Genomic DNA, 16,408 nt, shown 5'->3' with positions numbered 1-16,408 from the left:
CTAAACTCCATAATAATGAAATACACGATCAAGATGATTTTATTGTTTTAAACAAAAAACGTGAGACTTCAAGTCTCACGTTTTATTCGCCTGTTACCCATTCTAGTGGCTAACCCAACATCTGGCATCAACCTGTTTAAAATATGTGCAGCCAGTCGCGTTTATTATGAAAATCTGCCTGAGGGCTACTATGCTGCATGGCATAGAACTGATCACCTTGCGAGGTTTTTAGAACAGCAGATAAACCCAGGAACAAGTTTTCCCATTTCAGTTTATGGGTTGCCATAAAATCAGTCAGATCCAGACTGACATTGAGACCATAATGCGTACGTTTGAGCTGATTCAACTCAATATCATTCGCAGCCTGCGGTGGCATATCTTCAGGATAACGGTATTCTTCAAATTGATAAGCCTGCCAGGCCTGAGAAGGGGAGAGATTAATCTCACGATAAAAATCTTCACCCTGAACCCCAATAAAAATTTCGAAGCAGGTCTGTTCCCACAGGAAATCCTGACGAGGATGAGCCGTCACCATGTCGGGCCACAGGATGTACTGATTGGGATCACGAATCCAGAAGCCCACATTTAAACTGCATGGGCCTTGCTGTTCAATGGCGGCAACCAGAGAGATGGCCTGAAAACGGCGATCAAATGCGCTAAGTTCGTAACTTGCCATAAGTCCTGTACTTAGTTTGAAAGATGAGCGAAACGGACAAGGTTGGACAATTTTTGGTTTTGTTTTGCAGCTTTCTTGTAAAGCAGTGCAATCTTACCAATAGTTTGAACCACCTCAGCGCCAGTTGCTTCTGCAATTTCAGTAATCAGTGCTGAACGTGCTTCGCGATCTTCGGCCACGATTTTTACTTTAATCAGTTCGTGGTCGTTTAAAGCACGCGCCAATTCTTCGATAACATTTTCAGTCAGGCCTTTGTCACCCAGCATAACCACCGGGTTTAAAGCATGTCCGATTTGACGTAAACGCTTACGTTCCTGAATAGATAAAGACGCCATGAGAGATAACCTGAATTTTAAAACGGCTTAGTATAGCAAAATCAAAAAACAAACGCTTTAAATTATCAGGAAATAATCACTGCGCATATCTCCTGATAAGGAGCAAAACTCCTAGATTTAGATACACATGTATACTGCAAAATATGTCTTTTTCACGTACAATTAATAATTAGACGTTTTTTTATTTAGAGAGTTATGGCTACACGCATTACCAACCAAAAGTTATCTAAAAGTAGTCGTGATTGGATGAGAGAGCATTTAGACGATCCTTATGTGAAAAAAGCACAGAAGGAAGGCTATCGTGCGCGTGCAGCATATAAGCTCTTAGAGATGCAAGAAAAGTACAAAATCATCAAACCGGGCATGACTGTGGTCGACTTGGGTGCCGCACCCGGCAGTTGGTCGCAAATCGCCGGTAAGCTAGTCGGTGACAAGGGTTTATTGATTGCATCTGATATTTTACCAATGGATGCATTACCGGATGTAACGTTCTTGCAGGGCGACTTTCGGGAGGAAGAAGTCTTCCAGAAACTGTTAGAAATTTTAGATGGTCGTACTGTAGACGTTGTAATTTCAGATATGGCCCCCAATACATCAGGTAATAAGGCTGTAGATCAACCGCGTCAGATTTACTTGTGTGAACTTGCACTGGATTTTGCCAATAAGGTGTTAGGCCCCAAAGGTCAATTTGTGGTAAAAGTTTTCCAAGGCTCAGGTTTTGACGAATTTCGTAAGCAAGTGGTTGATAGTTTTGATGTTCTTAAAACATCTAAACCTTTGGCATCACGTGCTCGCTCCAAGGAAGTTTTCCTGATTGGGCAGGGACGTAAGAAGGCTTTAAAATAAGTCTACTTGCCAAGTCGTTAAAAATTGTGCATTTTGTAAGTTTTCATATAATTGTAAGTTGATTTACAGCTTAAGTATTAAGGTCACCCTGAACAGGGCATGATCAAATTAGATTGGAATGGGAATAAAGCTTTGAGCGATCTTTTTAAGAATGCCGTATTGTGGCTCGTGATACTGGGTGTGCTGGTGTTAATCTTCAGCAACGTCAGTGACCGCAATCAACCGACTACAATGAACTACTCAGAGTTTGTTGCCGCGGTCAATGCTGGCCAAATTAAACAAGTTGTGATTGACGGCGAAAGAATCCGTGGCGAAAAAACAAACGGTTCAGAGTTTGAAAGTATTCGTCCGGCAGTTCAGGATCCTGAGCTGATGCCAAGCCTCATTAAAAATAATGTTGTGGTCGAAGGTGAAGCACCACAGCGTCAAGGCTTGCTCATGCAGTTGCTTATTGCAAGTTTCCCTGTACTTTTAATCATTTTGTTATTCATGTTCTTTATGCGCAACATGGGTGGCGGTGCAGGTGGTAAAAACGGCCCAATGAGTTTTGGTAAATCTAAAGCCAAAATGCTGTCTGAAGACCAGATTAAAGTCACTTTTACCGATGTAGCTGGTTGTGATGAAGCCAAGCAGGAAGTGGTCGAAATCGTAGATTTCCTCAAAGATCCAACCAAATTTAAACGTCTGGGTGCAAGTATTCCACGCGGTGTGTTAATGGTGGGGCCTCCAGGTACAGGTAAGACCCTACTTGCTAAAGCCATTGCAGGTGAAGCTAAAGTTCCATTCTTTAGTATTTCAGGTTCCGACTTCGTTGAAATGTTTGTCGGTGTTGGTGCATCACGTGTGCGTGACATGTTCGAACAGGCTAAACGCCATGCACCATGTATCATCTTTATTGATGAGATTGATGCAGTCGGTCGTCATCGTGGTTCAGGTACTGGTGGTGGTCACGATGAACGTGAACAGACCCTCAACCAGATGCTGGTAGAAATGGACGGCTTCGAAGGTAATGAAGGTATTATCGTTATTGCTGCAACCAACCGTGCAGATGTACTGGATAAAGCTTTGCTTCGTCCAGGCCGTTTTGACCGTCAGGTGGTTGTTGGCTTGCCAGATATCAAGGGTCGTGAACAAATTCTGAATGTACATTTGAAAAAATTGCCTTCAGTGACAGGTGTGGATGTTAAAGTGCTTGCACGTGGTACACCGGGCTTCTCAGGTGCGCAATTGGCAAACTTGGTGAATGAAGCTGCACTCTTTGCTGCACGCCGTAACAAAAACACTGTCGATATGCATGACTTTGAAGATGCAAAAGACAAGCTGTATATGGGTCCTGAGCGCAAGTCGATGGTTCTTCGTGAGGAAGAGCGTCGAGCGACGGCTTATCATGAAGCAGGCCATGCGATTGTTGCTGAAAGTTTGCCAGGTACAGATCCTGTGCATAAAGTAACGATCATGCCACGCGGTTGGGCTTTAGGTGTCACCTGGCAGTTGCCTGAATTTGACCAAACCAGCCATTACAAAGATAAAATGCTGAATGAAATTTCTATTTTGTTTGGTGGTCGTATTGCTGAAGAAGTCTTCATTAACCAGATGTCAACAGGCGCTTCCAATGACTTTGAGCGTGCAACTAAAATGGCGCGTGCGATGGTGACCAAATACGGTATGTCTGACAAACTAGGGGTCATGGTCTATGAAGAAGATGCACAGCAATCATTTATGGGCAGTATTGGTAGCCGCAGTATTTCGGAAACCACACAACTAGAAGTTGATCGTGAAATTCGTCGAATTCTGGATGAACAATATAAAGTCGCACGCAATATCCTGGAAAGTAAAAAAGATGTTGCCCATGCGATGGTGAAAGCTTTAATGGAATGGGAAACCATCGATCGGGATCAAATCCGTGACATTATGGAAGGTCGTGAACCTCAACCGCCAAAAGTTTATGTTGCAGAAAATCCTGTGATTGATGTAACACCAAATGATGGCCCGTTGACACCTCCACCATTGCCAGCCAATTAAGCTTAATAAAAAACCACCTTCGGGTGGTTTTTTATTGCAGCCATTTGAGCCACGGGTTAAAAAATGATTTTGCTATAAACGATATAACATCAAAATAAACTATGAGAATGAGATTATTCAACTATTTAAGATAGCAAATATCTAAAGCATATTAGACAGTGAATGGCTGCAGGTGAAAGAATGACCGTAATGCCAACTTATGCATTATTCAAATAAAACCTGCTTTAAAATTTAAGTATTGGTTATATTCATCTTTGCTTTAATTAACTATCCATAAGACAATATTGGGGTTATTGTGAAATGAGTATTGAATCATGCAGCTGATGCCTTTGTTACCACATGTATGGACATTTGGTGATTTAAAATTGGACTTATCCCAGCCGCATGTAATGGGGATTCTCAATGTCACCCCGGACTCTTTTAGTGATGGTGGTCGGCATAATCAAAAAGAAGATGCAGTCGCCCGCGCACTGGAAATGATGGCCGAAGGCGCGACCGTAATTGATATTGGTGGTGAATCAACCCGTCCAGGTGCAGCAGCAGTGGAAGTGGAGGAAGAAATTCACCGCGTGGTGCCTGTCGTTGAAGCTTTATCCAAACATAAGGTCATTCTTTCGATTGATACGTCGCAACCTGAAGTGATTCGTGCAGCGGTTCAGGCCGGAGCACATATCTGGAATGATGTTCGTGCTTTGACTCGGCCGAATGCATTGCAGACCGCAGCAGAGCTGAATATTCCAGTGATCATCATGCATATGCGCGGTGAACCAACCACAATGAACAATCTGGATCAATATGAGGATGTTACTGTTGATGTGATTCGCGAGTTATCCCAACGCGTTCAGGATGCCTTGGATGTGGGAGTAAAAGCGGAAAATATCATGATTGATCCGGGTTTTGGTTTCGCTAAAAATGCCCAGCAAAATTTACAGCTGCTGAACGAATTTTATAAACTGACAGAAATGGGCTATCCGATTCTGTCTGCTTTATCTCGTAAACGCTTTATCGGGACAGTTCTAGATGGTGCAGTACCGCAAGAGCGGGCAGTAGGCTCTGCAACAGCACATTTACTGAGTATTCAGCAAGGTGCCTGCATGGTACGGGCACATGATGTTAAGGCTACAGCCGATGCGATTAAAGTCTGGCAAGCCATGCAAATGGCTTAGAAAGCGAGGCTGGGAAATCCCTACATTGGCAATGTGGTTTGGCTTTTAAGCAACAATATGCTATATAGGCACGCTTAGATTAGATAGTCATCCTTTAGAGTGCCTGTAATGTTTGCAGATTTACTTCTCCCCATGTTCGATGATGAATATTATCCCGATATTCTGGTTGCTGAAATCAAGCAGCACATCGAACGTTTTGCCCAAAAAGTCGCTAAATCAGGTTTGTCAGATCAAGAAATTTACCAGCTTGCCAATCTGACTGTGGCTGATATTAATGTCATGAAACCTCAGTTTGAAGATCTGGATTCATCTCTGGATGATAGCGCTGCAGATTATATTGCCGAAGCCATGATGATGGTGGTGCAAGAGCATGGTCTGTTCGAGATTGAAATGGAAGAACTGATTACCAATCGTGAATGGTGATTTAAGAAAACCCTGCAGCTGCAGGGTTTTTTATTATCTATTGAAATACTCTTTAAAGCTATTAAAGCGAATCGAGCCTAATAATAGTTGCTCTTCATTCATGCATTGCTGATACAGATTCTGGTAATAAGCTTGCAGATCTGACTGACCTTGAATTGGTTGTGGTGTTTTTGATCTGGATTGTTGATAAGCCCAAAAAGCCAATTGCCGGAGTTTCTGCAATTTGATCTGATCAATTGCGCTACAGGAACTTTTAAATAAAGGTTCCAGGATAACCACCCCAAAGGAGGAAATCGCTAAAAAGATCATGCTGATAATGACCAGAACATCCGAATGAACCAGATAAAGGTTAAGCAGCAAACATAGAAAAATTGGAATTTGCAGATAGAGGCAATTTTGTAAACGCTGACCATAGGTTTTGGAGCTGTACTGTGCCTGATATTGCGCATAACAGATATAAGGATATAGTAGTGCCATCAGCATAATTAAGGTGACATTAAAGGCAATCGTAGCATTTTTGAAAAAATAATATTCCAGAAATACAGAGCTGATACTACAGGCTACACAGACCAGAAGGGACAGTAAATTAATCGCGATAACAAACTGGATATTTTGCAGGGCATTAAATTTAAAGCGGCTATAATGCAACTTCAGGAAAAAAGCGTCTGGATGACGTAATTGTAATGTGGCGAGATCGAAGTGTTTTAATTCTGACATGGGGGATTTCGCGCTAAAAAATATAAAATTCAGGCACAAAAAAACCAGCACAATGCTGGGTTTTTTATTGCACCATTTTAATAAAAATTAAAATGGTGCCCGAGGCCAGACTCGAACTGGCACGCTTTGTGGGCGGGGGATTTTAAATCCCCTGTGTCTACCGATTTCACCACTCGGGCATGTGCGCAATAATAGAGGACGAAATAAAGCTTGGCAAGCAAATTTCTAAATGATCGCTTTCTTTTCAAGCAATTCCATCACTTCTTATCTACAAACTAGGTCTATCTACCTGTTCTCTTAATGAAGAGTTGTAGATATTTAATAGAGAGAATTAAGAGTGATTGATATTACTATGAGTTATCTTTCAGATAACTATCGATGTCCAGATACTTGATGGTTTTGCAATATTGATGCTCATATTTCAGCAGTCGCGTATATAACCCGGCATAGTGATTTAATTGCTGTTTTAGTTCGGCATGCCGAGGATCATGGCTTGAATAAAAACGTAATTTTAGTCGGATCAGACAGGTCTGTTTATAAGCCCAGAAGCAGATTTTACGTAATTGTTGCAGCTGGTAATGTTCAGCATTCTGGCTATTTGTTCGGAATAAATTCTCCCGATAAAAGCGTACAAAGCCAAAGCTCACACCAAAGAAGAAGAGAGCCCACATCAGCAAACTGCTTTTCATAAACAGTAAATTTAAGGCTAGCAAAAGAATCACAATAGCCATTTTGATCGGAGTGTGACGCAATGACTGGTACAATGAATAAGAAGAATGTTGAATCTGTTGCAAAATCAAGGTAAGACTCAACATCAGGAACAACAGAATGCCTAAAATGGCATAACTCTGTGCCTGAAATTCGCTGATTTGCATAAAAGCATGCTCTAGCAGATCTCGTGACATCAAACTGAGGGGAATAAAAATCATGGCGGCCAAAGTCCATGGAATAAAAGACTTGGCTTTATCCCAGATTCCTCGAATTTTGATCTGGCTATAGAACAGGTAATTTCCTTTAAATGCAGCCGGATACTGTCGTTTAAGCTGCTGTAACAACAGCGTCACTTGTCTAGTGGGCATCATCCTAAGATTAATTTAATATTTAGATGAAGCACTATAGTCGATTTGGCGCAAAATCGCAGAAGAAATGCAGTTTCAGAACGTAGCGCTGTTTTAATCATGAAGATTTTGATTTTTTAGCGTCGAATTATGCGAAAATAGTCCATTCAAGATTTATTTTTTAAGGACAGTTTATGACTGATCAATCTCCTCAGGCGTTAAGCGACATCGAAATTTTAGACATCCTGCAAAGTATGAAAAAGGATGAGCTAAATACTGAGGCGCAAGCAGCAATTCGTCAGGGTGGTAAAGCTGGTCGTCAGGAAGCACATAAAGCAGCCTTGGTAGCATTGAATCAGTCATTTGAAGACAAATTTGTTGAGGCGGTATCTTTGGCTTTGGGTTTAAATTCAGCACAGATCAAAAAAATCCGTTATAAAAAAGACCGGATCCGTATTTTAAAAGCACACGGTATCGATTATATGGCGATTGATGGTGCTGAAACTGCACAGGTACTGTCACAAATTGCACAAGCAATTGTGCGTGAAGATGCCATTGTTACTCATGACCTGCACAATATTTTTCCGTTCTGGAAAGAAGGCTGGCCTATGGTGCAATTCGATAATGCTTATAAAATTTTAGAAGATGATATCCAGATTCACTATCAAGCTGTTCTAGAGGCTTTATTAGCGAAAGTCTAAATTATAAATAGTTTTAAAAAGCACCTTCGGGTGCTTTTTAATCGCGATAGATCAGTGAAATGAGCCAGCTGATGGGCAAAATAAATAAACGCCACCAAGTGATCAAGGGCCAATAAAAATACTCTCCAAATCTCAAGGTCGAGTCGAAACCTTGTCGGCGACGTTCATGCGGATAGGGAATAATGAAAACGGTTAAAACCATCAGAATGATGGCTGCCAGTAAAAGCAGGGGATTCTGCAGTTTGGCAAAAAAGAAATAAAATAAATATAGGGCGGAATAAAAAAACAGACATGCCAATAATGCAGAAATATTCATCACTCACCTTATGATTTTTTATTAGAATAATTTTGACTATTTCTTAGAAAGAAGAACCAGACTAATCTGATTCTTCTTGAATAACTGAATTGGTTTCGATTAAGCGGGTCACCAGTAACTGGTCAATTTTAAAATGATCGACATCCACCACTTCAAACTTATAAGCCCCAAATATCACTGCATCTGCAGGACGTGGAATCTTGCGTAATTTATACATCATGAAGCCAGCGATGGTTTCATAGTTTTCATCATCAGGCATTTCATCAATTTCAAGCGCATGCTTGATGTCTTCAATCGGGGTGCTGCCTTCAATCAGCCAGGAATTGTTGTCACGTTTAATAATTTGCTGATCGGCTTCAATTGGCGTCACCCAGTCACCCATCACGGTAATCATAATATCGGAAAGGGTAATCACTCCAACGACCAGCGCATATTCATTAATGACGACGGCAAACTTTTCCTTGGTAGAGCGGAAACGGTCCAGAACTTCCGATAAGGTCAAAGTATCCGGAATGGTCAGGACATTACGGATGGTATTTTCATTGAGCTGCAGCAGTGACTGGTTATTCAGAATACGCACCAGAATGTCTTTGGCGTCCACATAGCCAATCACACTGTCAATGTCATTGCTGCATACCAAAAATTTGGAATAGGGATATTCCGCCAGCTTTTGCCGAATACTTTCTTCAGGTTCATTCAAGGTGAAAAACACCACATTTTCACGTGTGGTCATACTCGAAGGCACGTTACGTTCTTCCAGCTCGAATACGTTTTCAATGAAATGGTGTTCCTGCTTCTGGAGTACACCGGCCTGTGCACCGGCATCCATCACTGCAGAAATATCATCAAAAGTAATATTGTCATCACGGATGGTATTCACTTTAAACAGACGGAACAGCATGTTGGCAATCGCGTTAATGAACCAAGCCAAAGGTTTACAGACTTTAATGAAAATCTGAATTGGCTCGATGACTGAGACTGCGATCTTTTCTGGCGCAATCATGGCCAGACGTTTCGGCATCAGGTCCGCAAATAAAATAAATAATGAAGTGACGACAGTAAAGGAAAGCGCAAAGCTGATATTTTCAGCCCAAGGTCCTTGGTAAAAGCGGGAAACAAAATTATAAATATAAGGACGAAAAGCGCCTTCACCTAAAATACCACCGAGAATGGCGACTGCATTTAAACCAATTTGAGAGGCTGCAAAGAAGTCAGCAGAATTTTCTTGTAGATCTAAAACTTTTTGAGCGCGATGTTCACCCGATTCAGCCAGAATTTTCAGTTTGACTTTACGGGCACCTGCGAGGGCGATTTCTGTTAAAGATAAAAAACCGGCCCCCGCGATGAGTATTAAGATAATCACGATATTTTGTAAGAGGCTCACAAATCCACCTGTGGATAAATAATATCTTAGGATATTTTTAGCATAAAAAAAGACTTGAGGTGTAACAATGACAGCTCAAGTCCTCAAAGTATAATCTTCAAAAATAAGAATTTAGAAGATTGTAAGGTTAATAGTTTGAAAATTGAGAATTATTGCTCAGGAATTCACGATTTTCCTCTTCAATCATTTGCCGTGCAACATATAAAATCAGCTGACGTAACCAGCGATGTGCCGGATGATGATGCAATAATGGGCACCACGCCATTTTCAATTCAAATTCCGGAATATAAAACGGCGGATCTTTTAAAATCAGATTGTGATTTTTGGCTTGCAAGCGCGCAATACGTGAAGGCAGTGTTGCAATCAGATCTACATTGGATGCTAATAAGCCTGGCATTTGATAATGACGGGTAAATACCGAAATCTTACGTTTCTGGCCAATACGTTCCAAAGCCTGATCAATCCAGCCTAAACCGGCCTGTTTTTCAGGATTCACCCCGAAACCAACACCCATACCGGTTTTAGAAACCCAGATATGCTGTGCATCCAGGTAACTTTTAAGGTTTAAGTTGCTTGCGGCAGGATGCTTGTTATTTAAAAGACAAGAAAAGCTGTCACGCCAGACCAATACCTGATGAAAACTTTGCGGAATCTCATTAAAGCGGTTGATTGCCAGATCGACCTTGCCCTGCTCCATATCCCGATAAGACACGTCACTTGGCGTCAGGAAGTCGAGAACAACATTTGGAGCTTCTGAACGCAAGGCTTTGACTAAGCGTGGTACTAAAGTGGCTTCGGCATAATCCGAGGTCATGATCCGGAAGACACGATTTGAGGTATATGGACGGAACTCGGTACGCGGTTCCAGAATCATGGACAAGTCAGCCAGGGCATCCCGAATGCGGGGCTGCAATTCCAAAGCACGTTCAGTGGGTGTCATGCCTTCAGAAGAACGAATCAGGAGGGGATCATTAAATAAATTGCGTAATCGGCGTAAAATATTACTCATGGCAGGCTGGGTAACACCCAATTGTTCTGCTGCACGGGTGACATTTTTTTCGCGAAGAAGTACATCAAGATAAATTAATAGATTGAGATCAACTCGCTCCAGATTCATAAAAGAAATACCGAGAATAAATACAAGAAATTATGCTCATTATGCCATAACTGACGGGCTTTGTGTAAAGCACCGATGAAAAAAAAGCCATGATAAAACAACCATAGTCTATGGAATTTGTTTAGGTTGAGCTGGATTATCAAGGGGGGTTGCTAAGGGGAATAGGAGGGATTTCTGAAAGCTGATCTAGTAACTTGCTCTCTAGAGACCAACCCTTAATACACTAGTTTTATAGGTAGATATTATGAGTTTGATATATGAATATTTGCGTGAAAAATAAACCAATAAATTCATGTCTTAAGACTAAGAAATAATCATAAATCTTTATTTTGTGAAATAAAATAGTATCTGACCCCGTTCCAGACTTAAGTCTAATGAATTATTTTTAACCTTCATGTCTAAATTTTACTCATTAATATTTTTCAATAAATTTATATAAAACAGTGTTTTAATTTGTTGTTTTGAAACTTTACTAAGACTTTGATCTACTCATTTTTTAAATAAATACTGAAGATTCTTGCAGACTATTGGATTAATTTTCATAAGCCAACTAATCTTTAGTTATCCCAACGGATCGTCGAAAATCTGAACAAGTCATTGAGGGTGTGATTTGAGCGGTTCGTTGCAGAAAAATCCTAATATTATTACAGGAATATATCATGACTACATACCAAACAGCGATTGATGCAATCCGCGAATTAAAAGCGAAATTCGGTAACACTTGGGCAGACATCAGTCCTGAAGATGCTGCGCGTATGCAACTTCAAAACCGTTTCAAAACTGGTTTGGACATTGCGAAATATACAGCGGCAATTATGCGTCGTGATATGGCTGCTTATGATGCCGACTCTAGCAAATACACTCAATCATTAGGTTGCTGGCACGGTTTTATCGCGCAACAAAAAATGATTGCGAACAAAAAATACTTCGGTACAACTGAACGTCGCTACATCTACCTTTCTGGCTGGATGGTTGCAGCACTTCGTTCAGAGTTCGGTCCACTTCCTGACCAATCTATGCACGAAAAAACATCTGTTCCAGCATTGATTGAAGAAATCTACACATTCTTACGTCAAGCTGACGCGAAAGAACTGAATGATCTTTTCCGTGCGCTTAAAAAAGCTCAAGAAGCGGGCGATACTGCTAAAGCAGCTGAAATCACTTCACAAATCGACAACTTCCAAACTCACGTTGTGCCAATCATTGCGGACATCGACGCTGGTTTCGGTAACGAAGAAGCAACTTACTTGCTTGCCAAGAAAATGATCGAAGCGGGTGCTTGTGCACTACAAATCGAAAACCAGGTTTCTGATGCGAAACAATGTGGTCACCAGGCTGGTAAAGTAACTGTTCCACACGAAGATTTCATCGCGAAAATCCACGCACTTCGCTATGCATTCCTGGAAATGGGTCTGGACGATGGTATCATTGTTGCACGTACTGACTCTGAAGGCGCTGACTTGACTCAAAAAATCCCAGTGGTTAAAGAGCCAGGCGACATCGCTTCTCAATACATCAGCTACTTAGACACTCAAGAAATTGACATCTCTGAAGCGCAAGAAGATGAAATCCTGATCAAACGTGATGGTAAACTTCACCGTCCAAAACGTCTTGCTTCTGGCTTGTACCAGTTCCGTGAAGGCACACAAATCGACCGCGTTGTACTTGACTGTATCACTAGCTTACAAAACGGTGCTGACCTTCTTTGGATCGAAACTGCGACTCCAAACGTAGCTGAAATCGCTCACATGGTTAATCGTGTACGTGAAGTTGTGCCAAATGCGAAACTTGTTTACAACAACTCTCCATCATTCAACTGGACACTGAACTTCCGTCAACAAGCGTACGACCGTTGGGTTGCTGAAGGTAAAGACGTATCTGCATACGACCGCGCTAAATTGATGAGCGCTGAGTACGACGATTCTGAATTGGCTGCTGAAGCTGACGAAAAAGTACGTACATTCCAAGCAGACGCTTCTCGTGAAGCAGGTGTATTCCATCACTTGATCACTCTTCCGACTTACCACACAGCTGCGCTTTCTACGCATGAGCTTGCTCAAGGTTATTTCGGTTCTGAAGGTATGTTGGCTTATGTTGCTGGCGTACAACGTAAAGAAATCCGTGGTGGTATCGCTTGTGTGAAACACCAGGCAATGGCTGGTTCTGACATCGGTGATGACCACAAAGAAATCTTCGCTGGTGACAATGCATTGAAAGCTGGTGATGATTCTAAAAACACAATGAACCAGTTCAGCGCTTAATCCGCTCAATTGATTCACCAAAAAAACCCTGCATCTGCAGGGTTTTTTGTTTGGAAAAATGCTATTAATAAATAGGGAAGAGCGATCTCAAAAATGTGCTCAAGAGGGATTATCCATAATTTCTCCATGATTGGTTTTTATCGCAGTTTTATGTGTTTAATTCTTGCAATCTGCTGCTATGTCACTGAATATTCAAATATAGACTGCTTGTATTTTGCACGACCTCTATCCCCAATTAATTAAAAGTGACTCGGACTTATGCTGTCTAAATTTTTTATCCACCGCCCGATCTTTGCTGCAGTACTGGCGATTATGGTCATGGCAATTGGCATGTTCGCGGTAATGAACTTGCCAGTGGAACGTTATCCGGATATTGCACCGCCACGGATAACAGTGGCAGCAACCTATAGCGGTGCTTCTGCGGAAACTGTAGAAGAAAGCGTGACCCAGGTGCTGGAACAGCAGATTAAAGGTATCGATCATTTGCTGTATTTTAGTTCGAGTAGTGATTCTTCGGGGCGTAGCCGGGTCAGCATTAGTTTTGAAAATGGTACCGATCCGGATACCGCACAGGTGCAGGTACAAAATGCGATTAATGGCGTTCTGAACCGCTTGCCAGAAGATGTACAACGCCAAGGTGTTAATGTCTTTAAGTCGCTTGGTGATACGCATATGGTGATCAGCCTGTACGATGAATCCGGACGCAGCAACAATATTGAACTTTCTGATTATCTGATGACCCATCTGGAACAGGATATTTCCCGGATCGAGGGAATTGGTGAGGTGGATGTCTTCGGGTCGCAATATGCGATGCGGATCTGGCTGGACCCAAGGAAATTAAAACAATATAACCTGATGCCAAGTGATGTGCGTGCCGCAATCGAATCCCAGAATACCCAGGTCGCTGCAGGTGCAATCGGAGATTTGCCTGCAGTGGAGGAGCAATACCTGAATGCCAAAGTCACTTCGGGTTCGCGACTGAAAACCGTGGACGAATTCCAGAATATTATTGTCAAATCGGATCGTGCCGGCAGCTTTATTTATTTAAAAGATATTGCCCGGGTGGAACTGGGTGCTGAAAATTATCAGTCTTATAGTACCAATAATGGTTATCCATCAGCAGGTCTGGGTATTTCACTGGCCTCAGGGGCGAATGCTATTGAAACCTCTAATCTGATTAAAGCTGAAATTGCCCGGATTTCTCAGCAATTGCCTGATGGCTACAAAATTGCCTACCCACGGGACAATACACCTTTCGTACAGGAATCAATTAAAGAGGTTGTAAAAACCCTGTTTGAAGCAGTGATTCTGGTGATCATTGTGATGTTTATTTTCTTGCAGAACTGGCGTGCGACTTTAATCCCAACTGTGACGGTTCCAGTGGTGATATTGGGGACGATGGCAGTCCTCTATACGCTTGGGATGAGTATCAATACGCTCACATTGTTCGCTCTGGTATTGGCAATTGGCCTGCTGGTCGATGATGCAATTGTGGTAGTAGAAAATGTCGAACGTCTGATGCATGAACAGAATCTGTCTGCGCAGGAGGCAGCTTTAGAGTCCATGCAGGAAATTAGTGGGGCACTGATCGGGATTACTTTGGTGCTGACCGCAGTATTTATTCCCATGGCTTTCTTTGGCGGTTCTACCGGGGTGATTTACCGTCAGTTCTCTATTACCCTGGTTGCAGCCATGTCTCTGTCCCTGATGGTGGCGCTTGTTCTGACTCCCGCACTGTGTGCCCTCATTCTCAAGCCAAATCCTCAACCAGCCAAATGGGGTGCATGGTTTAACCGGAAACTGGATCATCTGAAACAGCGCTATCTTAAACTGGCTCAGATGACGATCCGGCATCAGGCGGTGTGTCTGGTGATCTTTGCCGGATTGATCTGTGTATTCGGTCTGTTCTACCGGGCCTTGCCGACCAGTTTCTTGCCGGCTGAAGACCAGGGGATTTTAAGTCTGCAGATTAAATTGCAGGAGGGCGCACCGCTGAAAAATACCATTCAGATCGGAGAGCAAGTCCGCCAATATTTTCTCGATCAGGAACAAGCCAATGTCAATCTGGTGATGATCCGTTATGGGCGAAATTTCTCTGGAACTGGTCAGAATCTGGCGACCGGTTTTGTGGCATTGAAACATTGGGATGAGCGTTCAGGTCAGGACAATACCGCACAAGCGATTCGTGAACGGGCCCTGAAGCATTTTCAAGGCAATCGCAATGCACAAATTAACGTGTCCATGCCACCTTCAGTCAATGGTCTGGGACAAACGGATGGTCTGGATTTCTGGATTCGTGATATTAATGGCAATGGCCGACAATATCTGGAACAGCAGTTTAAAGCACTGGAAGCTCAGACCGGCAATTACACCAGTTTTGAAAACCTGGGCAAACGTTCTAATCCGGACAAAGCAGAGTTGCGCGTCAATATCGACCAAAAACAGGCCATGGCCAATGGTCTGACCCAATCGGCGATTAACAGTACTTTATCCAGTGCCTGGGGCGGCAGTTATATCAATGACTTTATTGATCGTGGCCGGATTAAACGGGTAATTATGCAGGGGGATGCAGAATTCCGTTCCAAGCCGGAAGATCTGGCGCAGTGGCATGTACGCAATGACCAGAATCAGATGGTACCTTTTAGCAACTTCTCGCAAGTGGACTGGAGTGGTGGCCCTGAAGTGGTGAACCGGTTTATGGGCTATACCGCGCTGCAAATGGAAGCAGACCGGGCCAAAGATAGCAGTTCAGGTCAGGCTATGCAGGATGTGGAAGCACTGATTGCCGAACTGGAGGGAGTCGATGTGGTCTGGAGCGGTCTTTCCTTTGAGGAGAAACAGTCGAGTAATCAGGCCATTTGGCTTTATCTGATTTCAATTGGTTTTATTTTTCTTTGTCTGGCGGCATTGTACGAAAGCTGGAGTATTCCTACTGCAGTCATGTCTGCGATTCCATTGGGTATTGGTGGTAATATCATTTTCAGTTATCTGGCTGGTTTCCCAAATGATATCTATTTCCAGATTGCCTTGCTGACTACTATTGGCCTGTCCTGTAAAAATGCCATTCTGATTGTAGAATTTGCTTCGCTGGCACAGCAACAAGGCAAATCTGTAGTGGAAGCGGCTCTTGAAGGTGCATCTTTGCGTTTTCGCCCAATTCTGATGACTTCTTTGGCATTTGGCGCTGGGATTTTACCTTTGGTCTTTGCTACTGGTGCCGGCGCGGTGAGCCGTCAGGAAATCGGGGTAAGTGTACTGGGCGGGGTGATTTTTGGAACTGTGCTGGTTCTAATTTTTATTCCCTTTATGTATGTTCTGATTCGTCGACTGATCATTAAAAAATCGCGTGCTTAATATACACAAAGACTGCAAAGCTAAAAAATCCC

14 protein-coding genes and 1 tRNA gene are annotated in these 16,408 nt (G+C 42.5%); 7 read left to right on the top strand and 8 right to left on the bottom strand.

All coding sequences use genetic code 11. The features are described from left to right. Nucleotides 1-136: 136 nt before the first annotated feature. Both VXQ11_RS09065 and yhbY read right to left on the bottom strand, forming a co-directional pair. A complete protein-coding gene (locus VXQ11_RS09065; RefSeq protein ID WP_064096329.1) occupies nt 137-676 on the bottom strand; it encodes a DOMON-like domain-containing protein in 540 nt (179 codons plus the stop codon). 11 nt (nt 677-687) lie between these two features. Continuing rightward, nucleotides 688-1,011 carry a ribosome assembly RNA-binding protein YhbY gene (yhbY, locus tag VXQ11_RS09060; RefSeq protein ID WP_064096328.1) on the bottom strand — a complete coding sequence of 108 codons (324 nt, stop codon included), beginning with the start codon at nt 1,009-1,011 and terminating at the stop codon, nt 688-690. A gap of 195 nt (nt 1,012-1,206) precedes the next feature. Between yhbY and rlmE the strand changes: the two genes are divergently transcribed. From rlmE to VXQ11_RS09040, 4 genes are all read left to right on the top strand, one after another. After that, a complete protein-coding gene (rlmE, locus tag VXQ11_RS09055; protein ID WP_064096327.1) occupies nt 1,207-1,857 on the top strand; it encodes a 23S rRNA (uridine(2552)-2'-O)-methyltransferase RlmE in 651 nt (216 codons plus the stop codon). A gap of 132 nt (nt 1,858-1,989) precedes the next feature. Further along, nucleotides 1,990-3,879 carry an ATP-dependent zinc metalloprotease FtsH gene (gene ftsH / locus VXQ11_RS09050; RefSeq protein WP_064096474.1) on the top strand — a complete coding sequence of 630 codons (1,890 nt, stop codon included), beginning with the start codon at nt 1,990-1,992 and terminating at the stop codon, nt 3,877-3,879. Between the two features lie 314 nt (nt 3,880-4,193). Further along, nucleotides 4,194-5,045, top strand: coding sequence for a dihydropteroate synthase (gene folP / locus VXQ11_RS09045; protein ID WP_416680764.1), 852 nt, complete (start codon nt 4,194-4,196; stop codon nt 5,043-5,045). Between the two features lie 108 nt (nt 5,046-5,153). After that, nucleotides 5,154-5,468 carry a DUF5713 family protein gene (locus VXQ11_RS09040; RefSeq protein WP_064096325.1) on the top strand — a complete coding sequence of 105 codons (315 nt, stop codon included), beginning with the start codon at nt 5,154-5,156 and terminating at the stop codon, nt 5,466-5,468. A 33-nt stretch (nt 5,469-5,501) separates the two neighbouring features. Here VXQ11_RS09040 and VXQ11_RS09035 read toward each other — a convergent pair whose 3' ends face one another. The 3 genes from VXQ11_RS09035 to VXQ11_RS09025 all read right to left on the bottom strand — a co-directional run bounded on the left by VXQ11_RS09035 (nt 5,502) and on the right by VXQ11_RS09025 (nt 7,264). Continuing rightward, the gene (locus VXQ11_RS09035) at nt 5,502-6,185 is read right to left on the bottom strand and encodes a hypothetical protein (RefSeq protein WP_416705869.1); all 684 of its coding nucleotides are present in this window, start codon (nt 6,183-6,185) and stop codon (nt 5,502-5,504) included. A 93-nt stretch (nt 6,186-6,278) separates the two neighbouring features. Beyond that, a tRNA-Leu gene (locus VXQ11_RS09030) sits at nt 6,279-6,364 on the bottom strand. A gap of 171 nt (nt 6,365-6,535) precedes the next feature. Then, nucleotides 6,536-7,264, bottom strand: coding sequence for a hypothetical protein (locus VXQ11_RS09025; protein WP_416680766.1), 729 nt, complete (start codon nt 7,262-7,264; stop codon nt 6,536-6,538). A gap of 173 nt (nt 7,265-7,437) precedes the next feature. Between VXQ11_RS09025 and VXQ11_RS09020 the strand changes: the two genes are divergently transcribed. Beyond that, entirely contained in the window at nt 7,438-7,944 is a 507-nt protein-coding gene (locus tag VXQ11_RS09020) for a hypothetical protein (protein ID WP_064096322.1), read from the top strand. A gap of 37 nt (nt 7,945-7,981) precedes the next feature. Here the strand turns inward: VXQ11_RS09020 and VXQ11_RS09015 are convergent, their stop codons facing one another. From VXQ11_RS09015 to VXQ11_RS09005, 3 genes are all read right to left on the bottom strand, one after another. After that, on the bottom strand, nt 7,982-8,260 hold the full coding sequence (locus VXQ11_RS09015; protein ID WP_416680768.1) for a hypothetical protein: 279 nt from the start codon (nt 8,258-8,260) through the stop codon (nt 7,982-7,984). A gap of 61 nt (nt 8,261-8,321) precedes the next feature. After that, on the bottom strand, nt 8,322-9,644 hold the full coding sequence (locus VXQ11_RS09010; protein WP_064096320.1) for a hemolysin family protein: 1,323 nt from the start codon (nt 9,642-9,644) through the stop codon (nt 8,322-8,324). Nucleotides 9,645-9,771: 127 nt separating this feature from the next. Beyond that, entirely contained in the window at nt 9,772-10,761 is a 990-nt protein-coding gene (locus tag VXQ11_RS09005) for a LysR family transcriptional regulator (RefSeq protein ID WP_064096319.1), read from the bottom strand. Between the two features lie 659 nt (nt 10,762-11,420). Here VXQ11_RS09005 and VXQ11_RS09000 point away from each other — a divergent pair. Together VXQ11_RS09000 and VXQ11_RS08995 are read left to right on the top strand one after the other, a co-directional pair. Beyond that, nucleotides 11,421-13,022 carry an isocitrate lyase gene (locus VXQ11_RS09000; protein ID WP_416705868.1) on the top strand — a complete coding sequence of 534 codons (1,602 nt, stop codon included), beginning with the start codon at nt 11,421-11,423 and terminating at the stop codon, nt 13,020-13,022. 258 nt (nt 13,023-13,280) lie between these two features. Further along, the gene (locus VXQ11_RS08995) at nt 13,281-16,376 is read left to right on the top strand and encodes a multidrug efflux RND transporter permease subunit (RefSeq protein ID WP_416705867.1); all 3,096 of its coding nucleotides are present in this window, start codon (nt 13,281-13,283) and stop codon (nt 16,374-16,376) included. The last annotated feature ends 32 nt before the right edge of the window (nt 16,377-16,408 follow it).

The sequence above is a fragment of the Acinetobacter sp. 197 genome, assembly GCF_048148385.1.
GTDB lineage: Bacteria > Pseudomonadota > Gammaproteobacteria > Pseudomonadales > Moraxellaceae > Acinetobacter > Acinetobacter pecorum.
Note: the sequence above shows the minus strand (reverse complement) of the source record. Positions and strands in the feature narration are given on the sequence as shown.

Excerpts from the sequence above, each read along its gene's own strand:
- VXQ11_RS09005 (WP_064096319.1), bottom strand. The coding sequence starts at position 10,761 with ATGAATCTGGAGCGAGTTGATCTCAATCTATTAATTTATCTTGATGTA.
- VXQ11_RS09015 (WP_416680768.1), bottom strand. The coding sequence starts at position 8,260 with ATGAATATTTCTGCATTATTGGCATGTCTGTTTTTTTATTCCGCCCTA.
- VXQ11_RS08995 (WP_416705867.1), top strand. The coding sequence starts at position 13,281 with ATGCTGTCTAAATTTTTTATCCACCGCCCGATCTTTGCTGCAGTACTG.
- yhbY (WP_064096328.1), bottom strand. The coding sequence starts at position 1,011 with ATGGCGTCTTTATCTATTCAGGAACGTAAGCGTTTACGTCAAATCGGA.
- VXQ11_RS09025 (WP_416680766.1), bottom strand. The coding sequence starts at position 7,264 with ATGCCCACTAGACAAGTGACGCTGTTGTTACAGCAGCTTAAACGACAG.
- rlmE (WP_064096327.1), top strand. The coding sequence starts at position 1,207 with ATGGCTACACGCATTACCAACCAAAAGTTATCTAAAAGTAGTCGTGAT.
- VXQ11_RS09065 (WP_064096329.1), bottom strand. The coding sequence starts at position 676 with ATGGCAAGTTACGAACTTAGCGCATTTGATCGCCGTTTTCAGGCCATC.
- folP (WP_416680764.1), top strand. The coding sequence starts at position 4,194 with ATGCAGCTGATGCCTTTGTTACCACATGTATGGACATTTGGTGATTTA.
- VXQ11_RS09000 (WP_416705868.1), top strand. The coding sequence starts at position 11,421 with ATGACTACATACCAAACAGCGATTGATGCAATCCGCGAATTAAAAGCG.
- VXQ11_RS09020 (WP_064096322.1), top strand. The coding sequence starts at position 7,438 with ATGACTGATCAATCTCCTCAGGCGTTAAGCGACATCGAAATTTTAGAC.
- VXQ11_RS09040 (WP_064096325.1), top strand. The coding sequence starts at position 5,154 with ATGTTTGCAGATTTACTTCTCCCCATGTTCGATGATGAATATTATCCC.
- VXQ11_RS09035 (WP_416705869.1), bottom strand. The coding sequence starts at position 6,185 with ATGTCAGAATTAAAACACTTCGATCTCGCCACATTACAATTACGTCAT.